Here is a 26,968-nt window from a genome sequence, read left to right as displayed (position 1 = left end):
TCACTTATATGAACTACCCCCAAACACCTTTCCGCAACTCTCCTGCAGCACAAGGAAACGAAATTCCAATTGTCTTAAAATTTACTGTAACTGCAAAAATATTCAACAAAAACGTACCGGACAATCATCCGCCGCTTAAATTATCTAAATACAAAAATACGCTTTATCTCTCTAGTAAGAGACAAAGCATACGCACTCTGCGACCACTCTTGTTGCCGAAAATCCAGCCATCTTATTGACATCATCCCAAAATACAACTTTGTTTAATGCCTGCCAGGATAACGACTGTCACTCGGCCATATCTACTAACCTTGGTATTCAGCTGGCAGCTTCCGGGAGATTTCCACGGCATGTTCCATTTTATCTCACACCATGTAACAAGTTCTCTGTAATTTTCACATTTCCCTTACCTTTCCCAATCCACGCTGTATAGCATTAGTGATAATTATACCATGACTTTTTCATCTGTCAAGAACCGCATATATTATTTTTATTTGAGAATATTTATTATTTTATTATTTTATCTAAAAAGAAAATATTACGTTTATCGTTTTACCCAAAAATAATACTACCTGCAATAAAATTTATTTTTTTATTTTTTGAAAAAGTAAAAATATCTGATAAATACGCGGTTCATCATAAAACGTTAAACGTTTTTCGTTTAACGTTTAAGTTAAAATAAAATTAAAATTTTATAATATTTCTCTTGACAAAAGCTTTATATCCGTGGATAATGTACTCAATATTTTCCAACAAATTCGCATATATTCTCATTTCAAATATGCGCTATAGTTAGCCATGAAAGAGTAAAAAATAATTTTTTCTTCCTTACCAGAGAGCCGATATCTGCTGAAATTCGGCAGGAATAAAATTATTTGACTTCGCTCCGGAGCTTTTGCACCGACTTGTTATTCTAGAAAAACATGAGGTGTAAACGTGATTCAGCGTTAATGAAAGCCGATACGGCATCGAGTATAATGTCAGGGTGGTACCGCGAATAGTTATTTCGCCCCTGTTGTCTTCTCTCATCAGGAAGACAACAGGGGCATTCTTATACTTTACGGACCATTGCGGAAAGTATCGTTATTATTGTTCTGTAAGTATATCAAGGGGGATTTTATCATGGAAAACATCATGGAAAATATCACGTCAAAAACATCGACGATGACAAACTTCCGCTGGAAAATAGCATTTCTTATTTTTCTGATCAGTTTTGTCGCTTATATGGACCGCGTTAATTTATCTGTTGCCACTCCTGTTATTATGCAGGAATTTGGCTTTACAAAAATTAATATGGGATTTATCCAAACATGTTTCTTTGCCGGATATGCACTTATGCAGGTCCCGGGAGGCATACTTGCCGAAAAACTCGGGTTTCGCCGCACAGGTGCGTTGGCAATTTTATGGTGGTCTGTTTTTACCGTGCTAACAGCACTTTCCAAAGGTAAATTCAGTTTCGCAGTTATCCGTTTCATGTTTGGAATTGGCGAGGGTCCGGTATTTCCGTCACTGGGTTCAGCAACCTTCAAGTGGTTTAATTCCAAAGAAAAAGGTTCCGCTAGTTCTTCTATTTTATTAGGTACATTCTTTGGTCCTGTTGTTGGTCCGGCTGTAACGGTTACTCTCATGGCAGCCTTCGGCTGGCATATTGTCTTTGTCCTTTTTGGCTTAGTAGGAGCTCTTCTTGCTTGGATTTGGTTTCATTTTGCAAAAGACAATCCTGCCGACAGTCCTTTTGTTAACAAGGAAGAAGCAATTTATATCAATGACGGCTGCCTTTCTAATACAGATAACAAAAAAACAATGGCTCCATGGGGAAAATTTCTACGGTCTTCTCAATTTTGGGCTGTAGGCCTCCAATTTTGTGTCATCGATTATATTATGTATGTATTTTTGGCCTGGCTTCCTTTATATCTCACAGAAACACAAGGTTTCTCTTTAGCAAAAATGGGGATTTGGGCATCTTTTCCTTGGATTGCATTAATGGCTGTTGTTTTTCTGGCCGGTTATATTTCCGACAAGTTTGCAAAAAGCGCAAACAGCAGCCGTCAATATACCATGCGTACTATTACTGCTATTATCGGTGTAGTAATTTGCTCATTCGGTCTATATATCGCATCTCATACGGCAAATCCTATCATGAATATTATTTGGATGTCTGTTTCTCTCGGATCCTTAGGTTTAACTTTTAGTGCCGGTTGGTCTACTGTTATATCCCTTGGCGGCAAATATACAGGTTCGGTTTCAGGCTGGATGAACTTTTGGGGTAATATAGGCGGTGTTCTAGCACCCATCGTTACGGCGTTTTTAGTTACCAACTATGGATGGAACCAAGCATTTGCTGCAACTTCTTTATTTGGAATTATAGCTATTGTAGCTTGGATTTTTGTCAAACCAGGAAATCCGCTAGTCAGTGAAGACGTTGCTGAATAAGCACAGTGTTCTCTACGGCATTCTTCATCACAAAACATCCGACGCTGTATTTTAAATACTGTCGATACAGCGTCTCTGCTTAAGATGATCTTGTCTTGTTCAAAATAAATACGGTGATGGTCAGATTACTTTTGAATGTGTTTCCGATCATTCCCCTGCCCCATATTATCCTGTCGGACAATATGATATTTGTCGCAGATAATAGCCGTATGGAGGAATATCTGATGTACTACGGAACGAAATAAGGTGGAGACCATCCATGACCACATAATTCACTTTTTTGCACATCGCATAAGGACAGGTAGCAGCGTATGGGATCAGTTTCTGTGTATCGCGTTGAGTAAAAATATCGAATACTTTCTTTTAGGCAGGATCTGCGACAGAGATCCTGTCTGCCCCTATATGTTTCCTTCGAATTCATCCAGCGATAGGATAAGTAGGAAATATGGTCGAACTAGCGAATGACGGTGGTAACAGAAAGATGAAATCGGTTTGTGATGTCAGTAAAACTTTCTTTGCGAGGGCACATTCTTGGATGATAGCTAATTGTTGATACTGACGATAACGTTAGCAGGGGTGAACCAACCGTGTAAGGGCATAGAAAGAATGTCCGCATACCGGGTATAGATAACGTCATTTACGAAGAAATGCATAGATAGGAGCATCATAGAACCAATGATAACAAGATTTCCTTCTGGCGGTAATTCTTAATTTGGTCTGTGTGGGAATGGCAACGGGGACAGATACATCTTTGACGAGAGAACGCAACGTAAAAGCTTTGTTTCCAAGGCATTCATCGTATTTAATGCAATCCTCTTCTAATTTAAACACTTTTTCTATATAATAATGGGACATAATTCATTATCCTTTCTATTCCTGGTCTAACCAGTTCTTTTAACTACAAAGGGGCTGTAACAAAATGAAGAAAAAAACTTCATTCTGTTACAGCCCCTTTTACTGGAGCCACTTATTGGATTTAAACCAACGCCCTTTCATTACGAAAACTCAAGACAATTGGCTTACCCATGCCATCTATATTGACTTATAAAAACGATTGTACCAAATAATTGCCATAAATATATTAAAAAATGGTACCATCGGAAGCTCTTATCATTGTATTTTATATAGCGAATTGTCAAGTAAAGTGCTACAGTTCGTGTAAAAAGACTTCAATAGCAAATTTCTAGCCTAAATATTTTCATGGCCTTAAATTAATCAGAAATAAATTGTGTATGACTTCCTTTTCGTCTACTAGAAAAAGATGGGTCTTCCTGGGGTAAAATTGTCTGAGTAATCCATTGGAATTTTCATTGCTTCCCCGCTACCAAAAGCAATACGGTCTGTAAAATACATGTCAATTCCTAAATTGTTCAACTATGCCCCTTTTCATTAGACTTTTTGTCTAATGAAAGGGGCATCTTTACTGAAAGAGCGGTTACATTTCACAGAACCAACCTTACAGGACGAGATACGCAAAGTACTAGTACCGATAGGAACCGCTGCAGGTATTACTGAATACGGCGGAATCACAAGGGGAAACGCCAGGGGATATCGTGCATGTACAGAAACTACGGTAGTATGTGGCGCGGAACTGGATTTCGTTCGCACCGCTGAAATTACAAACGATCCCTGTGTCTGCAAGTGGCATCGGTTCCTGTGAGAGTAACCATCGGATATACAGTTACCGGATGAAGAAACAAGGGAATTACGGCCATACGAAATCAGACGTTTATGGGATGGGCAAGAGGTTTTACTGCTCCGGTGAGCCGGACCTTCCGTGGAACGATGAGACGAGTCATGCGGAAGATTCTCTTTCAGACGCATGTAGGGGTTCATCACGGACGCATTCGCAATACTGGCCCGTCCAGCAGTGCTATAGGAAAGTTAGCTAAAAGTTTCTCAACGCCTGCATTTTTGTAAAAAAGCGAAATCGATGAGACTAGCTATTATCTAGGTCAATACTTACCGAGAACTTCTTGACACATACCAGTATGGTACTTAACTTGACAATTCGTCGTTTTAACCTTTTCTTTTTATTATAGGGTTTAAGATTAACTAAAAAGGACAAAACATTATTCACTTTTTCAGTTCATTGTTTTCAAAAAAGCAAATATAATATGCAAAAAAGTTATAACTATATCATAATTTTTTTCACTTAGCCGACATTATGTCAAGGTGATATAATTGAATCGTAAACAAACATGTTGATATCAAAAGGCAAAGAAAACTGCTTATAACGCTGTCCGCTAGTCGTATGTGGATGACCGGGGTGTTATATAATAAATTATTTTTTAATGGAGGTAATAACTATGAAATATCCGCTCAAAACAAAAACCCCGAAGTCGATGTGTTATGTCAAACGTAACCTTCCTAATGTAACGATGGAACAGCGTGAGCGCGCATTAAAGTCCACCCATTACAACGAATTTGCATTTCCTGCAGGTATGTTGACCGTTGATATGTTGTCTGACTCCGGCACAACATCCATGACCGACTTACAATGGAGTGCTATGTTCCTTGGCGATGAATCTTATGGCCGCAACAAAGGCTATTATGTCCTGCTCGATGCAATGCGTGATGTTTTCGAACGAGGCGATAATCAAAAACGAATTGTCGATCTAATACGAACCGGCTGTGAAAATGTTGAAAAAATGATGGACGAAATGTACCTTTGCGAATATGAAGGCACCCTTTTCAACGGAGGTGCTGCCCAAATGGAACGTCCGAATACCTTTCTCGTTCCACAAGGCCGTTGCGCTGAATCCTTACTTTTCAGCGTTATCAGTAAAATTTTAAATAAACGTTATCCAGGTAAAAATTTTACGATTCCTTCCAATGGTCATTTTGACACCACGGAAGGCAATATCAAACAAATGGGGTCTACACCACGGAACTGCTTTGACAGAGACCTCTTATGGGAAGTACCTGATGACGGTAAATATACAAAGAACCCCTTTAAAGGCAACATGGATACGGAAAAACTCCAGAAGCTGATTGAAGACATCGGTCCGGAAAATGTTCCCATGGTGTATACAACCATTACAAACAACACCGTATGCGGGCAACCGGTTTCCATGGATAACCTCCGCACTTCCAGTTCCATTGCTCACAAATACAAAATTCCATTCATGCTTGATGCAGCACGCTGGGCTGAAAACTGTTATTTTATTAAGATGAATGAAACAGGCTATGCCGATAAATCCATCTTTGAAATCGCAAAGGAAATGTTCTCCTATTGCGATGGCTTTACAGCAAGCTTAAAAAAAGATGGTCACGCGAACATGGGTGGCGTACTCGCTTTCCGTGATAAAGGCTACTTCTGGAAAAAATTCAGTGACTTTGATGAAAGTGGTAACATCAAAACTGATATTGGTATTCTCCTTAAGGTAAAACAGATTTCCTCGTATGGCAATGATTCGTATGGCGGTATGAGCGGCCGTGATATTATGGCCTTGACAACAGGGTTATATGAAGCTGGTCGTTTCGATTATCTAAGTGAACGTGTGTCCCAGTGCGAATACTTAGCACAGGGCTTCTACAAAGCCGGTCTTCCTGTTGTTCTTCCCGCCGGCGGCCATGGTGTTTATCTGAATATGGATAAGTTCTTCGACTACAAGCGCGGCCATGAAACTTTCGCCGGTGAAGGCTTCAGCCTGGAATTGATCCGTCGTTATGGCATCCGCGTTTCTGAATTAGGTGATTACAGCATGGAATACGATCTGAAAACACCGGAACAGCAAAAAGAAATGATCAACGTTGTACGCTTTGCGATTAACCGTGACCAACTGAACCAGGAACATTTGGACTATGTCATCGAAGCGGTAAGCGAACTCTACAAGGATCGCGAAACCATCCCAAACATGCGTATCACTATGGGCCATACTCTGCCGATGCGTCACTTTCATGCTTTTCTTGAACCGTATAAAAACGTTAATAAAAAATAATATAAATACTGCGTATTAAAACATCCAAAGGGAACTAGGGGAAAAAAGTATTTTTTACTATATTTCCTGTAGTTCCCTATTTTTAGGATGAATAGCTGTTATTATCCCATTAATAAAATCATATGAAAAAAGGTGAAAATATGGAAGAGCATAATTTGAAACGAGGATTAAAAGATCGTCATATTCAGATGATTGCATTAGGCTGTGCTATCGGTACAGGATTATTTTATGGTTCCGCCAGTACGATCCAGTTGGCAGGTCCGGCTGTTATCTTTTCTTATATAATTGGTGGTATTTTTATTTATTTAGTAGTTCGTGCATTAGGTGAAATGTCGGTGTATAATCCCGTCGCAGGATCATTCAGCACATATGCCTATGATTATTGGGGTGAATTCCCCGGATTTTTATCAGGATGGAATTACTGGTTTAACTATATTGCGATTTCCATGGCTGAAATATCTGTCGTAGGGATTTATGTAAATTTTTGGCTTCCAGATTTACCGGTGTGGATTCCCGGGCTTATCCTGTTTTTATTAGTCAATGCAATTAACTTATCCAATGTTAAGGCCTTTGGTGAAATAGAATTTTGGGGAGCATTGGTTAAGGTCATGGCAATTATAGCAATGATTGTTTTTGGTATGGTTATTATCTTTACCGGCATTGGCGTTGGCGGCCAACCGATTGGTCTTGGCAACTTGTTTAATTATGGCGGCTTCTTCCCTAATGGAATTTACGGTGTCATACTTTCCTTTGTTGTTGTCACATTTGCTTTTGGGGGAACTGAACTTATCGGTATTACTGCAGGCGAAGCAGAAAATCCATCGAAAACGATACCTAAGGCAATCAACCTCATTATTGGACGAATTCTTATCTTTTATGTCGGTTCTATGTTTGTATTGGTTACTTTATACCCCTGGAATCAAGTAGGGATGGCCGGCAGTCCATTTGTTGAAATTTTTATGAAACTTGGGATTGCCAGTGCTGCGTCAGTACTGAACGTAATTGTACTTACGGCTGTTTTCTCAACATATAACAGTTGTTTGTATAGTAATGCCAGAATGCTTTACGCGTTGGCATTACAAGGAAACGCTCCCTCATTTTTGAAGAAAGTTTCCAAACAGGGCGTCCCATATGCCGGCGTATTATGTTCTTCTCTTATTGTGGGCATAGTCGTAATCATGAATATGTTAATTCCACAAAAATTATTTATTTACATAATGTCTGTAGCTACTATTGCTGCATTAATCAACTGGGTCATGATTCTCATTACGCAGATAAAATTCAGGAAAAAAATAGGTACAGAAAAAGTTGCAGCACTAGGTTATAAGATGCTGTTTTATCCCTATGCCAATTATATTGCAATTGCCTATTTTCTGATGATCGCCGTTGCTATGTGCACCATGCCGGATTATCGGATAGCCATTATGATCGCACCTATTTGGCTGCTTATGATTTTTATAGGCTATCACATTAAGAAAAAGAACAGTACTTTGATAGAAAATGCTGTAGCAAATGATAACAAAAACTAGACCTGATGAATAGGAGCGATATTTCATGAAGAAAAAGCTATTGATAGCACTGGTTACTAATTTGATGGTTTTTAGTATGGGAAGTGTATTGGCGGAAACAACAACGACAAATAATGATCCCATAACTTTTGACGGTAATATTACGTTCCATTACCGCGACCAGCATGATGGAAATTATGTTAACGGCCGGCCCTCCCAGACAAGAACCGCTTTTAAATCCACGTTACAATTGAACACAAATATTCGCATTACCAGTAATTTATCTGCATATGCAAGATTCAGTTATCAGCATATAAACAAAGAAGATGCCGCGTTTGCCAGAGACTATTTTGACAAATCCATTTCCGACTTAAATGATGCTGCCATTGATTCGTTTGGTTTGAAATATACCAATAAAAACTACAATGTAGTCCTTGGATCACAGGCACTGACATTGGGTGGTAGACTTTTATATGATAACGGGTTCATGGGCAGGTATATTTTACCATATGCGGTTAATGTTACAAAAAAAATGGGTTCAGGCAATATCACTGCGATTGCAGCGCAGACTAATTATCAATCAGGTAAAAATAATGATAAATTCTTCGTCTTGCAAGGCAACTATCATCTCAATCCTAAAACCGATTTGGGAACAATGGTAGCTCATGTTAATTATGGCGGTACCACAAAAGCCGATTTCAATATTCCAGATAGCAGTGTAACCTTCTTCAGCGTATATGGTTCAAAAAAATTGACTAACACATTGAATCTTTCCGCTGAATATTTGATTGGCAGCACATCTTCAGACAATCAAGCCTTCCAAACTAATCTCGGCTATCAAGTAGATAAGAAAAATAGACTAATGGCGGGTTATTATTACGTAGAAGATCAAGCTAACATTTTTGATGACAACGGTGGAGACATGACGGGAGCCGCCAATAATAATACCAAAGGACTGGTGTTTGCATGGATTCATAAATTTGACGATAAAACAAGCCTTACAATCGGAGACTTAAACTATAAGAAAATTAACTCGAATAGTTTTAGCCAATGTGTATCAGATGATCGTAACAGATTCTTCACTAACCTTTCTATTCACTTCTAGCATCTCATTAATAAAAGCATAAACTCCTATATATGATTTTATGGTATAAATAAGTACGAAATCATATGTGGGAGTTTTGTAATTTAAAACAATGCCACTATAAGAAATCATAACATCGGCTATAATTGACTTGTGGGGAAGAAAAGGCAGGCATATCATGGAATTACAAAATCTGAAATACTTTGTAACGATCGCATCAGAAGGCAGTTTTAACAGAGCGGCCGGAGTACTGTTTTTATCACAGCCAAGTCTAAGCAAGGCCATTGCTAATTTGGAGAAAGAATTAAAGGTCCAGTTGTTTGAACGCAATCGCAAAGGTGTTGTATTAACCGAAAACGGCAAAAAATTATATGAATATGCCACTACCGTTATGGCACAACTGGAATTAATAGAAGGTTTGTCAACACAAGAAGTGCCCAAAACTCTCAGAATTGCAGCCTACCCATTGCCAGCTGTTTCAACTGTGGTTGCTAAATTTTATAATGAACATATTGAGGATCATATTGCCTTAAATTACTATGTGGGCAGATTGGGAAAAGTATTAGAATATGTTAAAGAAGGAAAAAGTGATATTGGAATCATTGCCGTTAATGCAATGCAAAACAATAAATTAAAAAATATATTGCGAAATTCCAACCTTGAATCAATTCATTTGGGAACGGATACTTGTTATGTTGTTGTAGGGCCTAAAAGTCCACTATATAACAAAAAAATAGTCAATATGCGCGAATTAATTAAATTCCCTGTAGTTCGTTTCCGAGATGATTATTTTTCAAATTTAACTTATTTCTTAGAAATTGATGGGATAAAATTAATCAAAATAAAATACGAAGCATTTGTTGATGACAATTTAGATATCCAGAATTTTCTTTTGCAAACAAATGCATTTTGTTTCCAATTAGGAATCAACGCAAGTTATTATACAGAAAAGAATCTCCATGTAATCCCTATTTATAACATTGATTTAAAAATCAATGTGGCCTGGATTAAACAAAGGAAAGTTAAGTTATCCAGTGAAGCAGAGGCATTCATAAAAGCATTAGAGCAGTTATATCCTCCGCATGCTCACTGATGGCCATTTTATCTATCAGTAACAAATTATTCTGAGGTAATGGCATGAATTTCACAGTCCGGAAAGCACTGCAGATGCATAATATAAAAGAAGTCAAGCTGATTGGCAAGACCGGCGACATCGACAGGAGCATCAGCTGTGTCGATATATCGGACACCAGATTCCTACGAATGGTTACGGCCTAATGAATTTCCAATCACACAACTGGCATATAAAGTTTTTCTGTAAACAAGGGTTAATAAGGTCTTCTACGGTAAAATAAAATCATAGGGGGACAATCCCAAATTTTGTGTAAACCTTCGTGTGGTGTAAAATAAAATTACATCATACGGAGGTTTTTATTATGGTAAAAAGAAAACGCAGTCTAGAAGAAAGGGAACGTCGTGCCAAAATTCGTGAATTGTTGCAAATGAGCAACATCACCAGCATGGATGATATCCAAAATTTATTCAAAGATACGATTGCTGAATTTATGGAAAACGGATTGGATGCTGAACTGGATGATGAATTAGGGTACAGCAAATATGACTACAAGAACAAGGATACAAGCAACAGTCGCAATGGGCATAGTCCTAAGACACTGCGTACCAGTTTCGGGAATGTGGACATTGCGGTTCCTCGAGACCGCAACGGAGATTTTGATCCGGTGATCCTGAAAAAGAATCAAACCAGTATCAGCCACGACGTAGAAGAAAAGATTATATCGATGTATGCTAAGGGCATGACGACTCGTGATATGGAAACACCTATTCAGAATATTTATGGATTAGAGGTATCGGATACCACCATCAGCCGTATTACGGATAAAATACTTCCCGTTGCCAAAGAATGGCAACAACGGCCATTGGAACCGCTGTATGCCGTTGTATTTTTGGATGCGATTCATTACCCTGTCCGCAGTGAAGGACAAATCATCAAGAAAGCAGTGTATATTGCCATTGGCATCAATCTAGAAGGCCGAAAAGAGGTACTTGGCATGTGGGTGGGTGAAAATGAGAGTGCCAAATTCTGGGCGACCATTCTCAATGGCATCAAACATCGTGGGGTAGACGATATTTTGATTGCGTGTACCGACAACCTGACGGGATTTTCCCAAGCCATCGAAGCCGTTTATCCACAAACAGAAATCCAGAATTGTATTATCCATCAAATTCGGAATTCGACAAAATATGTATCGTACAAAGACATCAAAGCGTTGATGCACGATTTAAAAGCCATTTATGCCGCAGTGGATGAACCGGCAGCGTTAGAAGCGCTGGAGCATTTTTCCGAAACTTGGGATGCTAAATATCCATCCATTACGTTATCTTGGAGGTCAAACTGGGCAAATTTAAGTCCTTATTTTAAGTATCCAGAAGAATTACGCCGACTGATTTATACTACCAATGCCATCGAAGGATTTAACCGGCAGCTGCGAAAAGTAACAAAAGCAAAGTCTGTATTCCCAACAGATGACAGTTTGCTCAAAAGGCTGTATTTAGCCATGATGGATATTACTAAAAAATGGACAGGCCGACGGCCTGATTGGAGCAAGATTCATGCACAACTCGCGGTGTATTTTGCAGATCGGATGCCGAATTGATTGACAGGGGCATGCCCTTGTTGTTATATTGAAAACGAGCCAACGATATAACCGCTGACTCGTACGTTCTTATTATTTTGCACCACTATATGGAGTTTACACAGAATTTGGCGCGCTCTCATCATAGGAGACCTATAGGCTCTATGTCAAATGTTGGGGTGGCTCAATCGTAACACATGTACGAGAGGAACATTCAATGGGATATTCCTCTTTTCGCTGTGTGGCAGACCATGAACAATATGCGGTTTCGAAAACGATGGAAATTACGAATGCCCAAGCAAACCCGTTTTAATACTTTTATCTTGTTGTGTCCTTCCATGAATCTATGAGAGTAGCAAAACCAGATGGCATTAATAATGCCGTCAAACCAATCCGCGAACGAGTGCAGCAGGGACTTGAATTCTGCTAATCCAACATTCTGCACCATGTCCAGCTAAGACTGTAGGAACTGCTTCGCAAACAGTTTCGTGGGCATCATTAATACTTTATAGAAACATTCTATAATTGTAACGTGAGTGGCTAATAGGATATAATCATTTTATTAAAGAAAGAGGAAAATATTATGCCACAAAGCTACGAAGCAGGAATCACGAAGAGCAGGTTCAAAGCCGGCTATCCTTATGATAATGTTCACATGGAAAGATATTATAACACGCTTAAAAACGAATTGATTTACCTATATTATTATCATGATGATAAGAAACTGATTTCTGCGATAGAAGAGTTCGCCTATGTAACCTATAATCATATCCGTCCGCATTCTTATAACGTATATAAGACACCGTTTGAGGCACGGTATACAGCGGTAAAACAAATTTGATTTTATTAGCCACAAATGTTACAAAAAAAGCTTGACCACTACATTTTAAGGCATACACTTTACGCAGGTTGTCGGACTGTGCCAGTATTTTCTGTACCCCAACGAGTTCGTCGTCTGTCAGGTTACATCCGGGCTTGGTCAATATCTTTTTGTTGCGCTTGAAATAGAGATGGCGATAATCCCATTGATGCTGAATCCGTTTCCGTACGTTTCCCATGGTCCAGACTACCGGGCACTATGATACTTGTCGCAAATGATTACGGCTATTCATTCCTTATTTCTCCTTCAAAATATTTTATATCAAACTAAGTCTTTTATATTTATCAAAACTTATTACTTTAAAAGGGACTATAACAAAATTCCGAAAATGGTCATATTGTTACAATCCCTTAAATAAATCAATGGATACCTAACAATGTTGCCATAAGCCAAGGTGAAGCATAATATACCATATACTGTACCCCAGTATGTACTCCAAAATATCGATTTAAAATGCCTCCAAAAACAGCGATTGTAACAGCAATTGCAATTCCAACAGGTCCTGCTTCAAAATAAGAAATTACCACAATCAGTCCCGAAAACATACTGATAATTGCTTCTTGACTAACATTTCTAAGTACCCATGCACTAGCTTTACGTGCATAATTCATAGAAAAAGGATATGCTACAAGAAATGCTACAAAAAGGCCTATATAACCATAAATCAAATAATCCATTGGAGATAAAAAATTATGTAAATTGTGTACTACCGGCTGTGCCGTAAATACTGGTGGCGCATTAAATAATGGTGCTGCCGGCCCTAATCCAACAGGGCTTAAAGGAATACCAAAAGCCAAAAGAGGAATAACGGTTTCTGCAATATAGGTGGCTTCTGTTGTTCCATTCATAACCGCTAAAGTAGTTGTCATACGTTGATATAAACTTTTAATGCGTGCACCTACAAATTCTCCCATCATAACAGTCATACCTACTGGGCTAAATGTGAAAGTCAATGCCGATACGCCTGCAGTCAAAGCATTATACATAATCTGGTGCTTTGATAATATTTTAATTGGATTAGGAAAATAACCTTTCCACATTTTTAATTCTGGGGCTAACCAAAATTCTCTCGTTTTTTCTCTTATTAAACGATTTCTTGATATTGGTGACAATAATGTAATTAAATCCGCAAACATAGGTCCAATTGCAATACCTAAAAACATGCTGATAAAAACCCCATGTCCAATACTAGCAATTGCCATTTTATTTAACCCTTGTACAAAAAAAGCAAAAGGAATTAAAGTGAAAAGGCTTGCCCATTTTCCTCCAGATGTAAATGCTATAATAATAGCGGCTAAAGTAAATACCACTGGTGCCCATTCTTTTACAATATCCGCAAATGGTGCCAAAAGAGAAGCAAAACCCACACTAATTGGCAAAGCTATAAAAGCTGCAATAATTCCACCAGAAATCATTTTACGTAAAGCCATATGTGGTACACCTAATTTTCGCAGTACTGAAGCATCTTCCATCATAGGAACAGCCATTGTATCTCCTGGAACACCCATTAATGCAGTTGGAATAGCATGAATCATATGTTTAGAAATTGCAGCTGCCATAAACCATGAAAAAACTGCAACCGGTGGTGTTCCTAATAATACAATTAGCAAAGTAAGTGGTGCAATCGTAGATGTTTCATCTGTTCCAGATATTAATCCTATTCCTGCAAAAATAATCCCACCAGCCAAAGCCAAACCTACCGCCCACGCCAAGTCATGAATAAAGATTGCATCCATTATATGTCACCTGCCTTTTTACCTATTTTGGGCTCAGCGGTATCTGTTCCTGCAAATAAATCATACAATTTTAAATCCTTCATTTCTTGTTCAACTTTAGGATCTAAATACTTTAACTCTTCTTTTTCTCGTTCAATATCTATTTTCAGTTCTTTAATAACACTATCACGATCATTTTCTGAGAATTCTTCTTCATTCAATACTCGTTTAGGTTTAAATAATCTAGCTGAAATGACAGCAGAAAGTACACAACCACCTATTCCAAACAATAAAGAATATGCTGATAATAAATTATCTGGCAAATCAGGATTCTGCACTTTAATAAGCATACTTGCAGCTAAATAACAAGATATGCTAATAACCATTCCAATAACCATTCCAATCCCCAAGTCACGCAAATTAACAGTATCTCCCCAAACATCTGCCAATAATGCTTGTTTCATGATAGGCTCCTCCTTCATTTCAATTTGGAAATTATTTCTTTAGCATAGTCAACAGAAATATTTTTTTCTGCCACCATTTTCGCTACAACTTCATCTAAAATTTTCCCATCAGCACCTGCAACAGTAGCAATATTGCGAGCATGTAGTTTCATATGTCCTTTTTGAATTCCGTCAGTTGCTAATGCTCTCATCGCCGCAAAATTTTGAGCAAGACCGACTGCCGCAATAATTTGTGCTAATTCAGCAGCTGTTTTAACACCAAGTATTTTGACGCCTATCTGCGCTGCTGGAAGTATTTTTGTCCCACCGCCAACTAATCCGCATAAAGCAGGAATTTCTATAGACCCAGTTAAATTACCGTCCAAATCTTTTTCCCACCGAGTCATAGATGTATATTTCCCTTTGTACGAACAATATGCATGACAAGCAGATTCTATACCACGCCAATCATTTCCCGTCGCTACGATAAGTGGATCAATCCCATTCATAATTCCCTTATTGCTTGTAGCCGCTCGAAAAGGGTCTGCTTCTGCAAAAGCATATGCAGCAATAATTCCATCTACGACATCTTCTCCGCCAATAGCTTCTTTTGTAAATTTTGCAGTTGCACGAGCCAACCTATACGCCGCTAAATTAGAAAGTATTCTTAATTTTACTATACCGCCTGTAATTTTTTCAATAAAAGGAGCTACAGCTTCTGCCATAGTATTGACTGCATTAGCACCCATGGCATCTCCTGTGTCAACAAGAAGATGTGTAACAACCATAGGTCCTATAATAGAATCCACGATTCTTACTTCAACATCTTTAGCTCCACCTGTTATTTTAACCAGAATCGGATCTTTCTCATTAGCAATATCCAGAATATCTTTTTTATGATGAAGAATCATTTGACAAGCAAAATATGGATTAGGAATATTAATAGTTTGTATTTGAGCAATCATTATATTCCCGGTATAACTAGTAGTAAAACCACCTCCTGCCCGAGCCATTTTTGCAGCATTTGAAGCTGCCGCTACAATTGAGGCTTCTTCAACAACCATTGGTATCAAGACTTCTTTTCCATTAACTACAAAATTCATAGCAACGCCCATTGGCAATTGATATGTTCCAATTACATTTTCAATAACATTATTAGCTATATCATTAGTAAGTGCTCCTGGATTTATAATGCAGTCTATTTCTTTCTTTGTTAAGTTTGCAAATTCTGCAACTTCTGCTGCACGTTGTTCTAACGAAAGTTTGTGAAATCCTGAATAATTATTTGTTTTCATAATATTAAATCTCCCTTCGCAACGCAAATACTTAAATAAAATTAGCGTATTATAAACATGTTATTCATCTACTTCAATTTCCATACGCAGCAATGCTGCTTCCATACATTTTCCTAATGTATCTAATCGCAGCGAACGAGTTGCTCCCCCATCGAGTGCATGATGCATAACAAAATTAAATCCATCGAGCTGAGGCAGTTCATACCGGATAACGTCACCGAAAACAAGTCCTTCAAAATGGCGGCGTACTGCAGCCGCTGTCAGCTGTTTTTCCATAGCAGCATAATATTCGGGCTTTCTTGCATAGATACAAATATTGGATGTATCACTTTTATCTCCACAACGACCATGTGCAATATCTTTTAATTGGACTTTCATTATTTTAGACCTCCTCAACATAGCTTGTTAATTTAACGGCATCTCTCGGAATCAATGTAGGCCAGAGAGCAAATACTTCACTTGGTTTCGTGCGGCCGCCGAAGAAACAACCTTGAGCCGGACCATTCAAATTGCTGACAGGTGCAATTTCCGGGGTCAGTTTCAACGCTTCCGCTTTGGTTTCCGTCATAATAGCATAGCGAAGAACCACTTCATTTAAATCAGCTTCTATTGCCGGCGCAAGCGGTCCATGCAACGCATTCAGTCCTAAATAATCAACATGTGTACGAATAGCCTTAAGCCCTTTCATCGCCATGCGTTTATCAAGAATTTCAGCTGCCATTTTAGCTTTTTCCAACGCATTCGGCCAGCTATAGGGAAGATATGCAATATTCCGATACCCTTCAAGGTATCCTACACAAAGTTTCAATGTATCTGGTGCAGGGTGACCGGTAACACCATTAACGGCAACATGATCACGTTCAATTTCATCTACAGTAATGTTACTAAAATCAGCTACTACATCAGGTGTAATATATTTTGATGGATCGTGGATTTCATACATAAGCTGTTCTTTAACAGACTGTGGTGTAACTAAACCACCGGTATTACGTGTCTTAGTCAGAACCAATTTTCCCGGTTCACTGATTTCAGCAATCGGATACCCGAGAAATTCCGGCCGTGGCACATTGCGCCAATCATAATCATAGTTGCCGCCAGTTGCCTGGGCTCCGCATTCACATAAGTGACCTGCCAAAATTCCTGTTGCTTTAGCTGTCCAATCATCTTTTTTCCAGCCAAATTCATGAATAAGGGGAGCTTCAAACATAGCGGTATCCGTGGACCGTCCCAAAATAATAATATCTGCGCCGCCTTCCAAGCATTCCAGAATAGGTTCCACTCCATAGTATACATTGGCATTTACCATATTGGGAAGAATTCGATCAATATGTTCGTCCGTATCCATATGAGCCATGGAAATTCCCTGTGCCCGCAGTTTAGGAATGATATCCTTGACATCATCGCCAAGAACATAACCCACTTTCATGTGCAGACCACTTTCTTTAATGGCTTCTTTTACTTTTTCTACACATGACTTTACATTCATACCACCGGCATTCGTAATAACTTTTGTTCCTTTTTCTTTTAAATCAGGAAGCATGCTTTTTAACGCTGTAATAAAATCACGCGCATATCCTGCTTCCGGACGTCTTTCCTGCTGTCGGCGCATAATGGATAATGTAAGTTCCGCCAAATAATCACAGGCAATATAATCGACATTGTCCTGTTTTGCCATGGTAATCGGCGCATCGTTCAAATCGCCCCAGAACCCTTGACCGCCACCAATTCTGATTGTTTTCATGCTGATAACCTCTTTTCTCAAATTAAGTCTACATCATTTTTATATGAAATTATCATGCCAATTATATACATGAATTAATGTAATATTTTATAGACTTAGTATTCATCTTATTTTTACTTAAAAAATGGCAAAAAATATCCCTTGACCGCTTGTTTACACTGTGTATACGGCCAAGAGATATGTATACTTATTATACATAATATTGTTTACTTTGTATATATTTCATTGTCAAATTCCACTATTTTAGAATATTTAAGAAAAATAGGTATAAATAGCATAGAATACACAATATTTTAAACGTTTTTATTTTCATGTATAGATAAAATGATAGTAAAAAAGAAGAGAAATTCTGACGGATTTTTGACGAAAAGATTATTTTTACGCAAAAAAAATAAGCCCCCGCTGTTAAGCAAGGGCTTTTAATATGTGTATATTATATTTTTTCATGAACAATATAACCGGTCAATCCAATAGCAACTACAGCCCACATGTCCCGTTGTCGCTGTAGGACGCTAGCGTGATGCTCCATTTGTTTTATTTCCGCTGTTAACTGATTCAATAATATTTCGTTCTGCTGTAACGTTTGCTTTTGATTGTTTAATACTTGCATCGAGTTCGTCAAGGAGCTTTGCGCTGTCGTCAATTGTGTCTGCACTGTTACCAACTGACTCTTGCAGGCTGTCAACTGATTGTCGAGCGTTGTCAATGTCTGTACTTGCTCCGTTGAGTTCTGACTGAGCAGATTCAATTTGGATCTGAGCTGCGCTGATATCTCCTCCTGCTGTGCTATTATCGTCCATTGCTGATTGATTTGACTGTTTAAGCTGTTCCACTGTGTCAATGGCACGCTGACCGTCTGCGGTTCCTGCGCTGTTGTAGTGTCGGTACAGAAGCCAGCCGCTGGCAGCGACAAGAATAACAAGCAGCAAAGCAATAATCCAAGTTTTTTTATCTTCCACATTCAATGCATCTCCTTTTTAAAAGAAAAACAGCCGATAAATGATAGCTCCTATCCCCACAATTTCAATTCCATTGACAATAACATTCCCGTATTTCTGCCGGAATGTTTCTTCAACGGTCACGACTTCGGTTTCCACTTTTTTTGCTTCGGCTTCTGCCTCGGCGATCAACGCATCTCGTTTATCTTCTAAAACTTTAATGGTGTCGGCGAAAACTTCGGAGCCGTCCGCTTCCAGCTTCGCAATTTCGGCATCCAGTTTTTCAATGTCGGTCTGTGGTGCGGGTGTTGCCGTTGCATCCGTGGCAACTGTTGTGTCCTGCACTGGGGCTACTGGTGTTGCCGTGTCTGTTGTTACTACTGCTGTATCTTCTGCCATAATAATTACTCCCCTTCCTCGTACATAACATCTAAGTCTAATTGTCCATCAGAATCTGAATATTGCCATAATATTACTTGTTTTTCCGGGTGTTCCTCTTTGAACGCGCAGGAAGGCCCATAATTTGCCGGGAAAAACTTAACGTAATCTGCAAACTGCGAAACGTCCATTTGATTCAGCATGTTATATGATGCGTAGATCCCGCAGTCGTAGCCGTTCCGATTCATCACCGTAATAAACGAAGATACTAAATCCGTAAGCTGCTGTACGGATAATTTCTGATCGTAATAACATTCTTCGATGTCTAACCATACTCCGCATTTTAGCTCTGCTGAAATGTTTTGTTTGATTGAATCTGCAAAGAATTGAGCTTCTGCTTCTATATCGTTTGGAGTAAGTCCTCTGGCCACAAAATAAACCCCTACATCCATACCCGCATCAATAGCTCCGTTCAGGTGCTGGGGAAATAAATCATCCATATAATTGTGTTCCCCGATTCGTACAATACAAAACTTTTTTTCTTGATTGACTGCTTCATTAAAATCAAAATTTTTCTGACAATAACTTACGTCAATTCCTTGCTTCATGTAGATCATCTCCCATTTTTTTATCTTCATACGGATTTACGCCATTGTCACTGTTTTTCCAGCTGTCCATAATGTATCTCACGACAGCTAAAATACCGGCGCCACTCAGTGTAGTAAATCCGTCCCAGCACGACTTGATTTCAAATTTCATGTCGTACAACGCATCTGCAAAATAGCCAATCATCCAACATAAAAACAGGAGCAAAAATGCCCCTGCTATAATGTCTAGCATATGTTTATGAATTTTTTGTAACAATGTATCACCGTCTTTCAATCTTCTTTTACCGGCAAATTATTTAGCATCGGCATCATATTTTTTACGGTACCGTTGCCGCCTAGACCGGCGTATGCTTCATACATATGGGTTAAATCTTCTTTATCTGTAAAAGAAATACACTTCTCAGACATAGCAGATTTGCTGATATTTAAAATATCATGACGCAGCAGAGCTTGTACTCCTATCTCTGTCGCTTTTTTGTCCTTATAATAACCTTTGATTGCGCTGGCTCCTACGCCAGCGAGGAAGGCCAACAGGCCCCATATGGATTTAGTTACTATCGCTATTATTATTTCGCTCATATCGCGCCTTTCTTAATATTTTATCTGCGGTATTAAAACGATTGCAGGCGGCTGTACCGTTGTTGACGCTCCGTATATTGCGTTAGATTGTGAGGCGTCGAATCCAATTTTTGCCCCTCCCCAGGTATTACCAGAAATCAGACTACTTACACCAGCGTCTATGGATAAACTCATTGCCCCGAAAGACCCCTGCCCCCAACCCGTATATGCCACTGACACATAATGCGCCTCACTCGTAATGTTAGGCAATCCGGCATTTTTTAGTCCGGCGTCCGAACCCCCTTGCCACACCCTATCAAGATGATTGGGAAGAACAAAAGTGGCACCATCGCCTGTGCCAAATTGATAATTGCTAGGTGATTCAGTCACTAATCCATTTGCTTGAGCCCACGCCCATAAATCCGCATACGTTGCACGATTTACTGTAGACCCGTCTAATTTAAGATACCCCGGTTCTAGTACATATTGCTGCTGAATATGGCCAACGGGGGCAGTACTTGACTGCCCGATATACGGCAGATTTGCCCACGTGGTTACACCGTCACCTATTTTTATTCGTCCTGCGTCCAATTCTGCCCCTATTTCGCCTTTGGCCAAAACGGGATTGACCGACGTCCACTGCGCCGCCGTTCCGGTTTTATGCTGCACAGTGGATTCGCTAAAAGTACGTTTTGCCATTATTAGCTCACCGTCCCGCAATCAATCACCAGCGAATCACCGCTCATAATCACATTGCCCCCATCGGATAGGCCGCCTACTGTTTTATTAGCAAAGTTCGTATTGAAATTTGCCGTGGCTCGTGCTTCAGTGTAATACAAATTCGTGCCTTCGGCCATATCCGACGTACTTAGCACGACGATACCTGTTTTCCCATTGACAGAAGTAACGACATCCGTAGGTGCTTTTAATTCCGCCCAGTTTGCCAGTATAGACGCACCGGCCGTTTTTAGGATCCATGTACCCGTGCCATCAGTACGAATACAGATATCACCTACATTAGCTGAAAGTGCCAGCATTTCTGCTTGCGTATCACAGGTATAGGTTTCATTAATGGCGATGGCCGGAATCACACTCGAATTGAGTTTTCCCGTGCTATCCAATAGGGGAACATTTCCTGCAGCAACACCGATATTTTTACTGGCGGCTGTTCCGGCATCCGATACTTTAGACAATGTTAAGGTTGGTACGTCTCCGGCAGATAACGTTCCTCCGGCTGTTACTCTTCCTTTGGCATCTACTGTAAGTTTGGTATATGTTCCTGCTGTAACACCGGTGGCCACCAAAGCTAAGGGAAATGTGACAGCGGTAGAACCGTCAAACGTAACCGCCCCACTGATATCTCCGGATGCAGTAATCACGCGTGCCGTAGTAAGCTGGTCTGCTTTGGGTACTTCGGCAACACTCATTGTCCCATCGCTTCCTACTACCACTTTACCGCTTCCGGCAGCTTGCGATTTAACACCGCCCAGCAGAGAAATTGCTGCTGTAGGCAACGTATAAATAACGGTTTCCGTACCGTCAATCAATAGCTGTCCATTACTGGCACTGGCTTTTACAATCGTTCCGGCATATGCTAAATCCGTCCATGCATTTACCCCATCTCCGAATTTAAAATGTGCCGTATCTGATTCCAGTCCTAATTCGCCTTTAGCCAGTACCGGATTAATACTTGCCCAATTTGCTTTCGTCCCATTTTTTAGCTGCAATTTGACATTTGATAATGTTTTACTCATTTGCTGTCCCTCCTGATATCGTGCCTATTTCCTGATAATCCCGTCCTACACAGTAATATTTGCTAGCTGCCTCATCCCATCGATACGTAGCATTCTCGCTTGTATCTATATAAATCTTTCCGGTATCTCCCCGGTTGGGAAATTCATAGATACTAGAAAATTGTAAAATTTTTGTATTATCTACTACAGCAGCACCTATTGCACCGCTCAGGGAACTGCCTCCGCTTATCGCGCCCGTTAAATTTTCACTCATTAACATGTCACCTCTTCCGTGATGCGGAACAGCGTCGGCGGTATAATCGTATCCCGGTATCCACTACCCATTGTCAATTGCACGTCATATACATAATCGCCAAACTCGCGCCCGTCTGTGTCCGACGGGGCAAACGAGAATGCCCCATTAACCAATTGTTTTTGAATCAAATACGTCTTATCCGCTGTTGTTTTTTTCAGTGTCATAACTATGGCATCATCCGGCTGTACAACGTAAGTCACGCCGTCTTTATCTGTCACGCTGAGTGGGAAAGAAGCACTGTCCCCGCGGGTAAGATAGATTCTATTGTTTACTACTTTATACATGGGTTCCTCCGTTCTGTGCAGAAGATACAGTAGCAATCTGAGCTATGTGATACCAGATATTAGACTGAGGTGAACTAACATCAACTCCCGCACTGACACTGCCAGTCGTATCAACTTGCAAGGTAAGCCGTAATATAGTGCAAATAGAGTTTGTAACCATTGCATCTATTGCTTGATAGTACTTATGGCCGGTTATCGCTGTTATATTTTGCACATTTTGAAGTAGTGTAGGGTTCGGCTGTGTCCCATTTCCTGTAAAAGATAAAATCCCAGAAGAAACAATACCAGAACCGTAACTTAAATTCCAACTAGTTACGCCGTTCGAAAAATCACTATTAACAAGTATGTTCGTCATTGCTTGTTCAATTTTTACCCCGTTCGTCCCGAACCGTGCTACGTTTGCCGCTACGGTAGTTCCGTCATCATTCGTCGCCGGACTATTCCGACTGAACGTGGGTGGTAAGTTCATAATGTGCATATTTCCTAATCTACGGTTAATCATGCGTAACTCACCCCGTTTAGTGAACCGTACCATGTGGTACCGTTGTCCGTCGTCATGAATGTCACAATATCAGTTCCCGTGCTGAATGTCGGTGCCAGTCCCCATGGCCACTTCACACTTGATGGCCACGTGACGACATGACTTCCTGCACCAGTGAGTATCAGCGTGAGAGTCTGGTTAGTCGTGGTGCTTGCGTTGGCAGTGAACGCAAATGTCAAATCTGCTCCGATGGTTGCCGATACAACAGAACCGTTGGCACAATTGATTGTAGTATTGCCGGTTAGCGTACCCAATGATTGGAAGTTTTCTACGCCTTTCAATATCTGTGCTTCTGCCGCTGTTGTTGTATTAGATGCACCTACAGCGGTATCTTTCGCCTGTTCTGCCGCAGTAGACGAACCAGCCGCGCTAGAAGCAGAATTTGCCGCCGCTGTTTGAGATGAAGCGGCTGCTTCCATAGATGTATTGGCATTTGTGGCACTCCCTGCCGCTGCTGTCGCACTTCCCTGCGCTGCTTCTGCTGCTGTCGTCGCTGTACCTGCCGCGCTTACCGAAGTATTTTTTGCCGCAATAGAATCATCCCTTGCCGATTCGGATAATCCCTGCGCCATCTCTGCGTTTCCCTGTGCTGTTTGGGCCGCTTGCGCCGCTGTTTGAGCATCTGTTTTGGCGGTCTGCGAATCAGTATTTGCCTGCACCGCCGCTTCTTTTGACGCTTCTGATTCCTGTGCCGCCGCCTGTGCGTCTGCTTTGGCTTGGAGTGCCGCTTCTTTGGCTTGTGATGCCATGACACCGTCGGCCATGATATTAACTTTTATATTTCCGGTTTGAGTTAATTCACTATTCATCGCGATACCTCTTTTATTATTCGAATACCGATTGTGACAATACTGTCGGACATTCCTTGGCTGTCTGTATATCTAATGTCTGTAAAACACCCAGATAATGGCCATCCGGCTGAACTATTAACCGCGAGTAATAAATACAGCCCCGGTGTAGATGTTTCTGTTATAGTTGTTTCACTAATGATATTGTCGAAAGAATCCCGTATTTGTGATTTTAATTTTCCTGCAATCCCTGTAATGGGATTCCCTGCTGAATCTGCCATCGAAAAAGGATACCCGAAGGTATCCCCTTGTTTTATCGTAATCATCGGCATACATGTATAGTCCATACTATCACCTCATCACGCCGTCCGTACCCAACAATACATAACCGTATATGGTGGCATATTATTATGCGCTTGCCCGCCGCCGAATTCTGTACCCGTGAATGTAGATATTACGGTGACGGAATCAGCATTTCTTGTAGCATCACCGCTGCCTATGGCTGTACCATTATCACCGATGATATCAGAACCGCCCCATTGCGGCCGGCTATCTTTATACGTTGCACTTGCGGTATTAGAAATGGTGCCATGGGGCGTTATCTTCGGCAACTCCGCTTCGGTTAGAATGTGTTCCGCTTCCCCGGCAGTCGCTCCCGCTGTATATGTATCTCCTGCAGCAAGAACAAATTTGTCTTTAATCTGTGCCCACGTGCCACCGAATATAGTCCCGGGGTCTGTATTAACAGCACTCCAATACAAACTTCCTATAGGATGCTGTGATAATAAATCATTAGATAATACAATACTTACTATTTTCCATGTAACACTTCCGTCTTCTACGGTAGAGTCTTCTGATCCCCATGTGGGTTCTGTTGCTCCTGTAGTACCTGCGGTAATAACCGTTGCTACACAACCAGGAGGAATATTTGCACTAAATATCAACTTTCTAGCAGGAACTACGGTATTTTTTTGCCAGCTCATGGAATTAATAATACTGGTTATACTGCTGTTAGATATTTGATTATTTATTGCACTCGCTAAATTTGTCGGAATAGCAGACGGCGCACTATCTAAGCAATCGTATCCCTGACTAGAGATATATTGCGCTAATGCATATGCCATTACAGACCATTGCAAAAACATTTTATTGTGCTGTTCTGTTATGGCCATTCCCCCGGAAAGACCGCTAAGACGCTGCGTTGCATCAAGGTACTGCGCATCTGAATATGTATTTGTTGCGCTTTGCGCTTCATTAAATATTTTTATATTCGTATTTCCTGCACTCATGTGTATATCTCCTTTTCTATGTCCAATATCCTTCTCCGTAACCGTGAATATGTTCCGTATCGTCTTCTACTCCATAGCCAAAACTATCTTTTAATGTTGGCCGTTCCCATAGACCTTCTCCATATCCTTTCATGTTGTCGTTTTCAACTCCGTATGCAAATACGGCAGAATCAGAAAAATGAAAGTTTATTCCCACCCCCATTGGTTTAGGAATGATATATCCTTTCTGAATCATATTGCCAATAATTTGTGAAGATAATCCAATGGCGCATATATCTAATGTCATGTCTTGATTATCTTGCACAATCAGTGCTGAGCCAAACGCTTCATTCCAAGTCTGCAATAGCTCATCAATACCGCCATTCCACATATTTTTTACAATTTTAGATTGTAATAATTTCCGATATGGTTCATCTTCCAGTACTGGTGATATTCCCCGATCCGGTTGAAAGTTAAGCGTTCTATCAATACCGACAATATCGCCAAGTATATCTTCTTGTTTTCCTATCGCGTTATCTATATCAAAATAGCTGTCCAGATAGACGGCTAAATTATACACATCATCGCTATAAGACAGTAAGGAAGAAAGCATAGCATTAAATTTCGGCTTGTTGGCATGTTCACTTGTAACTAACCGTAAATAATAACTTGACATGCCACTCATGATGATACCTCCGTTATTGCAACCGAAGACAACTGTGCCACTTGATTATAAGCAATAGAAATATCGGAGGATGCTAAAGCCCCGCCAGATGCAGATAGCTGAACAGACTGCAAAGAAAAAGACGGGGAATACGTATCAGACAATGCCTGCAATACAGTTGCAATGATTCCGGTAACAGAGATATCGTCGCCGATTCCCAAAACTTCCATATAAGACGTTATATACGACTTGATATTATCTCCCACGGCGGATGTATACGTAGCATTGGGCTTTATATTTATATTTATTGCAATCGGTATATACGTAGGGCGTGAGAATTTTACTATGTTTTGCGTTCCATCGCTTTGCGTATATGATTTACTGGATGAACCAAAGGTTCCGCAGCCGGGGCCTTTTCTCGAAAACAGTTGGGCTGCTATTGCATCATCCGTTCCCCCTTCTACAACGGCGGCTATAGAATGAGAGGGAATGCCGTTACTATCTACCGAACCGCTATCATTGTTATATACTCGATACCGCGTGACACCGGATATTCCTACAATTCCTGCAATAATACTATCCACCATATTTTGTGAGGGAGCGGCTACGCTGTTAGACTGCCGTAATCGTAATTGTGCATTGGTTTCTACCGGCTGTCCCGTAATGGCCGCAGATGGATTTGTAACAGCCGTCCATCCTTTTTGCGGTGTTGATATTGTCGTAATAGTCCCTATGGGGGCTTGTATTGCTCCGATGGTTTCGCACGTCACCGTTGTCTGTATTGTGGTGCCAGTGAGCGTTAATTCCGTTGGTAAATCCCATTTATAACCGGCTTGATCCGTTACTACTCCGGCAGGAATAACAGTACCCGAAGTTCCCGTAAGTTCTACTTCACATGTGCTATATCCAGCGGCGTTTCTTCTAATACCGTTTAGCTTAACAATGCCGTCTAGTCCACTTCCTACGGCGGTTTTAGGAGAACGATTATTGTAGACAATAAGTAACATGTTTTGCGTATCATGTTCTTTTGCCGCAAAAATAGAAAGCATTTGATAATCCTGTGAATCTTCCTCTAAATAAATATCATCACCATAAATTTGTTTCATTTGCGCGATCATATCTTGTAAAATATCATCATATGTCGGGATATGAATACCCGTTTCGTCAATATATGGGGCAGTATACGCCATCGTAA

The 26,968-nt window shown here is 40.2% G+C and carries 29 protein-coding genes, 3 pseudogenes and 1 other annotated feature; of the genes and pseudogenes, 9 read left to right on the top strand and 23 right to left on the bottom strand.

Annotated elements, in window-relative coordinates; translation table 11 throughout:
* Positions 1-789 precede the first annotated feature (789 nt).
* Positions 790-1,017: a binding site (T-box leader), on the top strand.
* Positions 1,018-1,122: 105 nt separating this feature from the next.
* The gene (locus NXG62_RS11100; RefSeq protein ID WP_427112474.1) at positions 1,123-2,433 is read left to right on the top strand and encodes an MFS transporter; all 1,311 of its coding nucleotides are present in this window, start codon (positions 1,123-1,125) and stop codon (positions 2,431-2,433) included.
* Positions 2,434-3,066: 633 nt separating this feature from the next.
* Here the strand turns inward: NXG62_RS11100 and NXG62_RS11095 are convergent.
* Positions 3,067-3,288, bottom strand: coding sequence for a hypothetical protein (locus NXG62_RS11095; protein WP_427112473.1), 222 nt, complete (start codon positions 3,286-3,288; stop codon positions 3,067-3,069).
* 876 nt (positions 3,289-4,164) lie between these two features.
* Here NXG62_RS11095 and NXG62_RS11090 point away from each other — a divergent pair.
* From NXG62_RS11090 to NXG62_RS11060, 7 genes are all read left to right on the top strand, one after another.
* Entirely contained in the window at positions 4,165-4,353 is a 189-nt protein-coding gene (locus tag NXG62_RS11090; RefSeq protein ID WP_427112472.1) for a hypothetical protein, read from the top strand.
* A 389-nt stretch (positions 4,354-4,742) separates the two neighbouring features.
* Positions 4,743-6,377 carry a tryptophanase gene (locus NXG62_RS11085; protein ID WP_427112471.1) on the top strand — a complete coding sequence of 545 codons (1,635 nt, stop codon included), beginning with the start codon at positions 4,743-4,745 and terminating at the stop codon, positions 6,375-6,377.
* A gap of 140 nt (positions 6,378-6,517) precedes the next feature.
* The gene (locus NXG62_RS11080; RefSeq protein ID WP_427112470.1) at positions 6,518-7,906 is read left to right on the top strand and encodes an amino acid permease; all 1,389 of its coding nucleotides are present in this window, start codon (positions 6,518-6,520) and stop codon (positions 7,904-7,906) included.
* A gap of 25 nt (positions 7,907-7,931) precedes the next feature.
* Entirely contained in the window at positions 7,932-8,990 is a 1,059-nt protein-coding gene (locus NXG62_RS11075) for a hypothetical protein (RefSeq protein WP_427112469.1), read from the top strand.
* Between the two features lie 157 nt (positions 8,991-9,147).
* On the top strand, positions 9,148-10,062 hold the full coding sequence (locus tag NXG62_RS11070; protein ID WP_427112468.1) for a LysR family transcriptional regulator: 915 nt from the start codon (positions 9,148-9,150) through the stop codon (positions 10,060-10,062).
* Positions 10,063-10,106: 44 nt separating this feature from the next.
* The gene (locus tag NXG62_RS11065) at positions 10,107-10,247 is read left to right on the top strand and encodes a hypothetical protein (RefSeq protein WP_427112467.1); all 141 of its coding nucleotides are present in this window, start codon (positions 10,107-10,109) and stop codon (positions 10,245-10,247) included.
* A 158-nt stretch (positions 10,248-10,405) separates the two neighbouring features.
* Positions 10,406-11,644 (top strand): IS256 family transposase, encoded by a 1,239-nt coding sequence (locus NXG62_RS11060; protein WP_427112192.1) that lies wholly within the window; start codon positions 10,406-10,408, stop codon positions 11,642-11,644.
* A 298-nt stretch (positions 11,645-11,942) separates the two neighbouring features.
* Here NXG62_RS11060 and NXG62_RS11055 read toward each other — a convergent pair.
* Positions 11,943-12,071: pseudogene (locus tag NXG62_RS11055) on the bottom strand (hypothetical protein); the annotation flags it as partial.
* A gap of 150 nt (positions 12,072-12,221) precedes the next feature.
* On the opposite strand from NXG62_RS11055, the pseudogene NXG62_RS11050 reads away from it, so the two are divergent.
* Positions 12,222-12,464 (top strand): annotated as a pseudogene (locus NXG62_RS11050) (integrase core domain-containing protein); the annotation flags it as partial.
* A 31-nt stretch (positions 12,465-12,495) separates the two neighbouring features.
* Here the strand turns inward: NXG62_RS11050 and NXG62_RS11045 are convergent.
* From NXG62_RS11045 to NXG62_RS10945, 21 genes and pseudogenes are all read right to left on the bottom strand, one after another.
* A pseudogene (locus tag NXG62_RS11045) lies at positions 12,496-12,681 on the bottom strand (transposase); the annotation flags it as partial.
* Between the two features lie 181 nt (positions 12,682-12,862).
* On the bottom strand, positions 12,863-14,239 hold the full coding sequence (locus NXG62_RS11040) for a tripartite tricarboxylate transporter permease (protein ID WP_427112466.1): 1,377 nt from the start codon (positions 14,237-14,239) through the stop codon (positions 12,863-12,865).
* Complete coding sequence (locus NXG62_RS11035; protein WP_427112465.1) at positions 14,239-14,682, bottom strand: hypothetical protein; 444 nt, start codon at positions 14,680-14,682, stop codon at positions 14,239-14,241. Before NXG62_RS11035 ends, NXG62_RS11040 begins: the two co-directional genes overlap by 1 nt.
* A 14-nt stretch (positions 14,683-14,696) precedes the next feature.
* Positions 14,697-15,983 (bottom strand): hydroxymethylglutaryl-CoA reductase, degradative, encoded by a 1,287-nt coding sequence (locus NXG62_RS11030; protein ID WP_427112464.1) that lies wholly within the window; start codon positions 15,981-15,983, stop codon positions 14,697-14,699.
* Between the two features lie 33 nt (positions 15,984-16,016).
* Complete coding sequence (locus tag NXG62_RS11025) at positions 16,017-16,334, bottom strand: AtuA-related protein (protein WP_218118688.1); 318 nt, start codon at positions 16,332-16,334, stop codon at positions 16,017-16,019.
* Between the two features lie 4 nt (positions 16,335-16,338).
* Positions 16,339-17,697 (bottom strand): acyclic terpene utilization AtuA family protein, encoded by a 1,359-nt coding sequence (locus NXG62_RS11020; protein ID WP_427112463.1) that lies wholly within the window; start codon positions 17,695-17,697, stop codon positions 16,339-16,341.
* Between the two features lie 433 nt (positions 17,698-18,130).
* Positions 18,131-18,658: a hypothetical protein gene (locus NXG62_RS11015; RefSeq protein ID WP_427112462.1), complete on the bottom strand. Its 528-nt coding sequence runs from the start codon at positions 18,656-18,658 to the stop codon at positions 18,131-18,133.
* A gap of 16 nt (positions 18,659-18,674) precedes the next feature.
* Entirely contained in the window at positions 18,675-19,034 is a 360-nt protein-coding gene (locus tag NXG62_RS11010) for a hypothetical protein (protein WP_427112461.1), read from the bottom strand.
* A gap of 5 nt (positions 19,035-19,039) precedes the next feature.
* The gene (locus NXG62_RS11005; RefSeq protein ID WP_427112460.1) at positions 19,040-19,621 is read right to left on the bottom strand and encodes a GH25 family lysozyme; all 582 of its coding nucleotides are present in this window, start codon (positions 19,619-19,621) and stop codon (positions 19,040-19,042) included.
* Positions 19,605-19,877: a hypothetical protein gene (locus tag NXG62_RS11000; protein ID WP_427112459.1), complete on the bottom strand. Its 273-nt coding sequence runs from the start codon at positions 19,875-19,877 to the stop codon at positions 19,605-19,607. Before NXG62_RS11000 ends, NXG62_RS11005 begins: the two co-directional genes overlap by 17 nt.
* A 14-nt stretch (positions 19,878-19,891) precedes the next feature.
* Positions 19,892-20,200 carry a hypothetical protein gene (locus NXG62_RS10995; RefSeq protein ID WP_427112458.1) on the bottom strand — a complete coding sequence of 103 codons (309 nt, stop codon included), beginning with the start codon at positions 20,198-20,200 and terminating at the stop codon, positions 19,892-19,894.
* Positions 20,201-20,212: 12 nt separating this feature from the next.
* The gene (locus tag NXG62_RS10990) at positions 20,213-20,878 is read right to left on the bottom strand and encodes a hypothetical protein (RefSeq protein ID WP_427112457.1); all 666 of its coding nucleotides are present in this window, start codon (positions 20,876-20,878) and stop codon (positions 20,213-20,215) included.
* A 2-nt stretch (positions 20,879-20,880) separates the two neighbouring features.
* Positions 20,881-21,933: a hypothetical protein gene (locus NXG62_RS10985; protein ID WP_427112455.1), complete on the bottom strand. Its 1,053-nt coding sequence runs from the start codon at positions 21,931-21,933 to the stop codon at positions 20,881-20,883.
* Positions 21,926-22,186, bottom strand: coding sequence for a hypothetical protein (locus NXG62_RS10980; protein WP_427112454.1), 261 nt, complete (start codon positions 22,184-22,186; stop codon positions 21,926-21,928). Before NXG62_RS10980 ends, NXG62_RS10985 begins: the two co-directional genes overlap by 8 nt.
* On the bottom strand, positions 22,186-22,512 hold the full coding sequence (locus NXG62_RS10975; RefSeq protein ID WP_427112453.1) for a hypothetical protein: 327 nt from the start codon (positions 22,510-22,512) through the stop codon (positions 22,186-22,188). The genes NXG62_RS10980 and NXG62_RS10975 overlap by 1 nt, the downstream gene beginning before the upstream one ends.
* On the bottom strand, positions 22,505-23,014 hold the full coding sequence (locus NXG62_RS10970; RefSeq protein WP_427112452.1) for a hypothetical protein: 510 nt from the start codon (positions 23,012-23,014) through the stop codon (positions 22,505-22,507). Before NXG62_RS10970 ends, NXG62_RS10975 begins: the two co-directional genes overlap by 8 nt.
* Positions 23,011-23,862, bottom strand: a complete 852-nt coding sequence (locus tag NXG62_RS10965; protein WP_427112451.1) for a hypothetical protein — start codon at positions 23,860-23,862, stop codon at positions 23,011-23,013. Before NXG62_RS10965 ends, NXG62_RS10970 begins: the two co-directional genes overlap by 4 nt.
* A complete protein-coding gene (locus tag NXG62_RS10960; protein ID WP_427112450.1) occupies positions 23,859-24,188 on the bottom strand; it encodes a hypothetical protein in 330 nt (109 codons plus the stop codon). The genes NXG62_RS10965 and NXG62_RS10960 overlap by 4 nt, the downstream gene beginning before the upstream one ends.
* A 12-nt stretch (positions 24,189-24,200) precedes the next feature.
* Positions 24,201-25,130 (bottom strand): phage baseplate protein, encoded by a 930-nt coding sequence (locus tag NXG62_RS10955; protein ID WP_427112449.1) that lies wholly within the window; start codon positions 25,128-25,130, stop codon positions 24,201-24,203.
* Between the two features lie 16 nt (positions 25,131-25,146).
* Positions 25,147-25,794 (bottom strand): DUF2612 domain-containing protein, encoded by a 648-nt coding sequence (locus NXG62_RS10950; protein ID WP_427112448.1) that lies wholly within the window; start codon positions 25,792-25,794, stop codon positions 25,147-25,149.
* Positions 25,791-26,963, bottom strand: a complete 1,173-nt coding sequence (locus NXG62_RS10945; protein WP_427112447.1) for a baseplate J/gp47 family protein — start codon at positions 26,961-26,963, stop codon at positions 25,791-25,793. The genes NXG62_RS10950 and NXG62_RS10945 overlap by 4 nt, the downstream gene beginning before the upstream one ends.
* Between the last annotated feature and the right edge of the window lie 5 nt (positions 26,964-26,968).

Source organism: Megasphaera sueciensis (genome assembly GCF_050219315.1).
In the GTDB taxonomy this organism is placed as follows: domain Bacteria; phylum Bacillota; class Negativicutes; order Veillonellales; family Megasphaeraceae; genus Megasphaera_A; species Megasphaera_A sueciensis.
The sequence above is the reverse complement of the archived record's forward strand: the minus strand, read 5'-3'. Positions and strand labels throughout refer to the sequence as shown.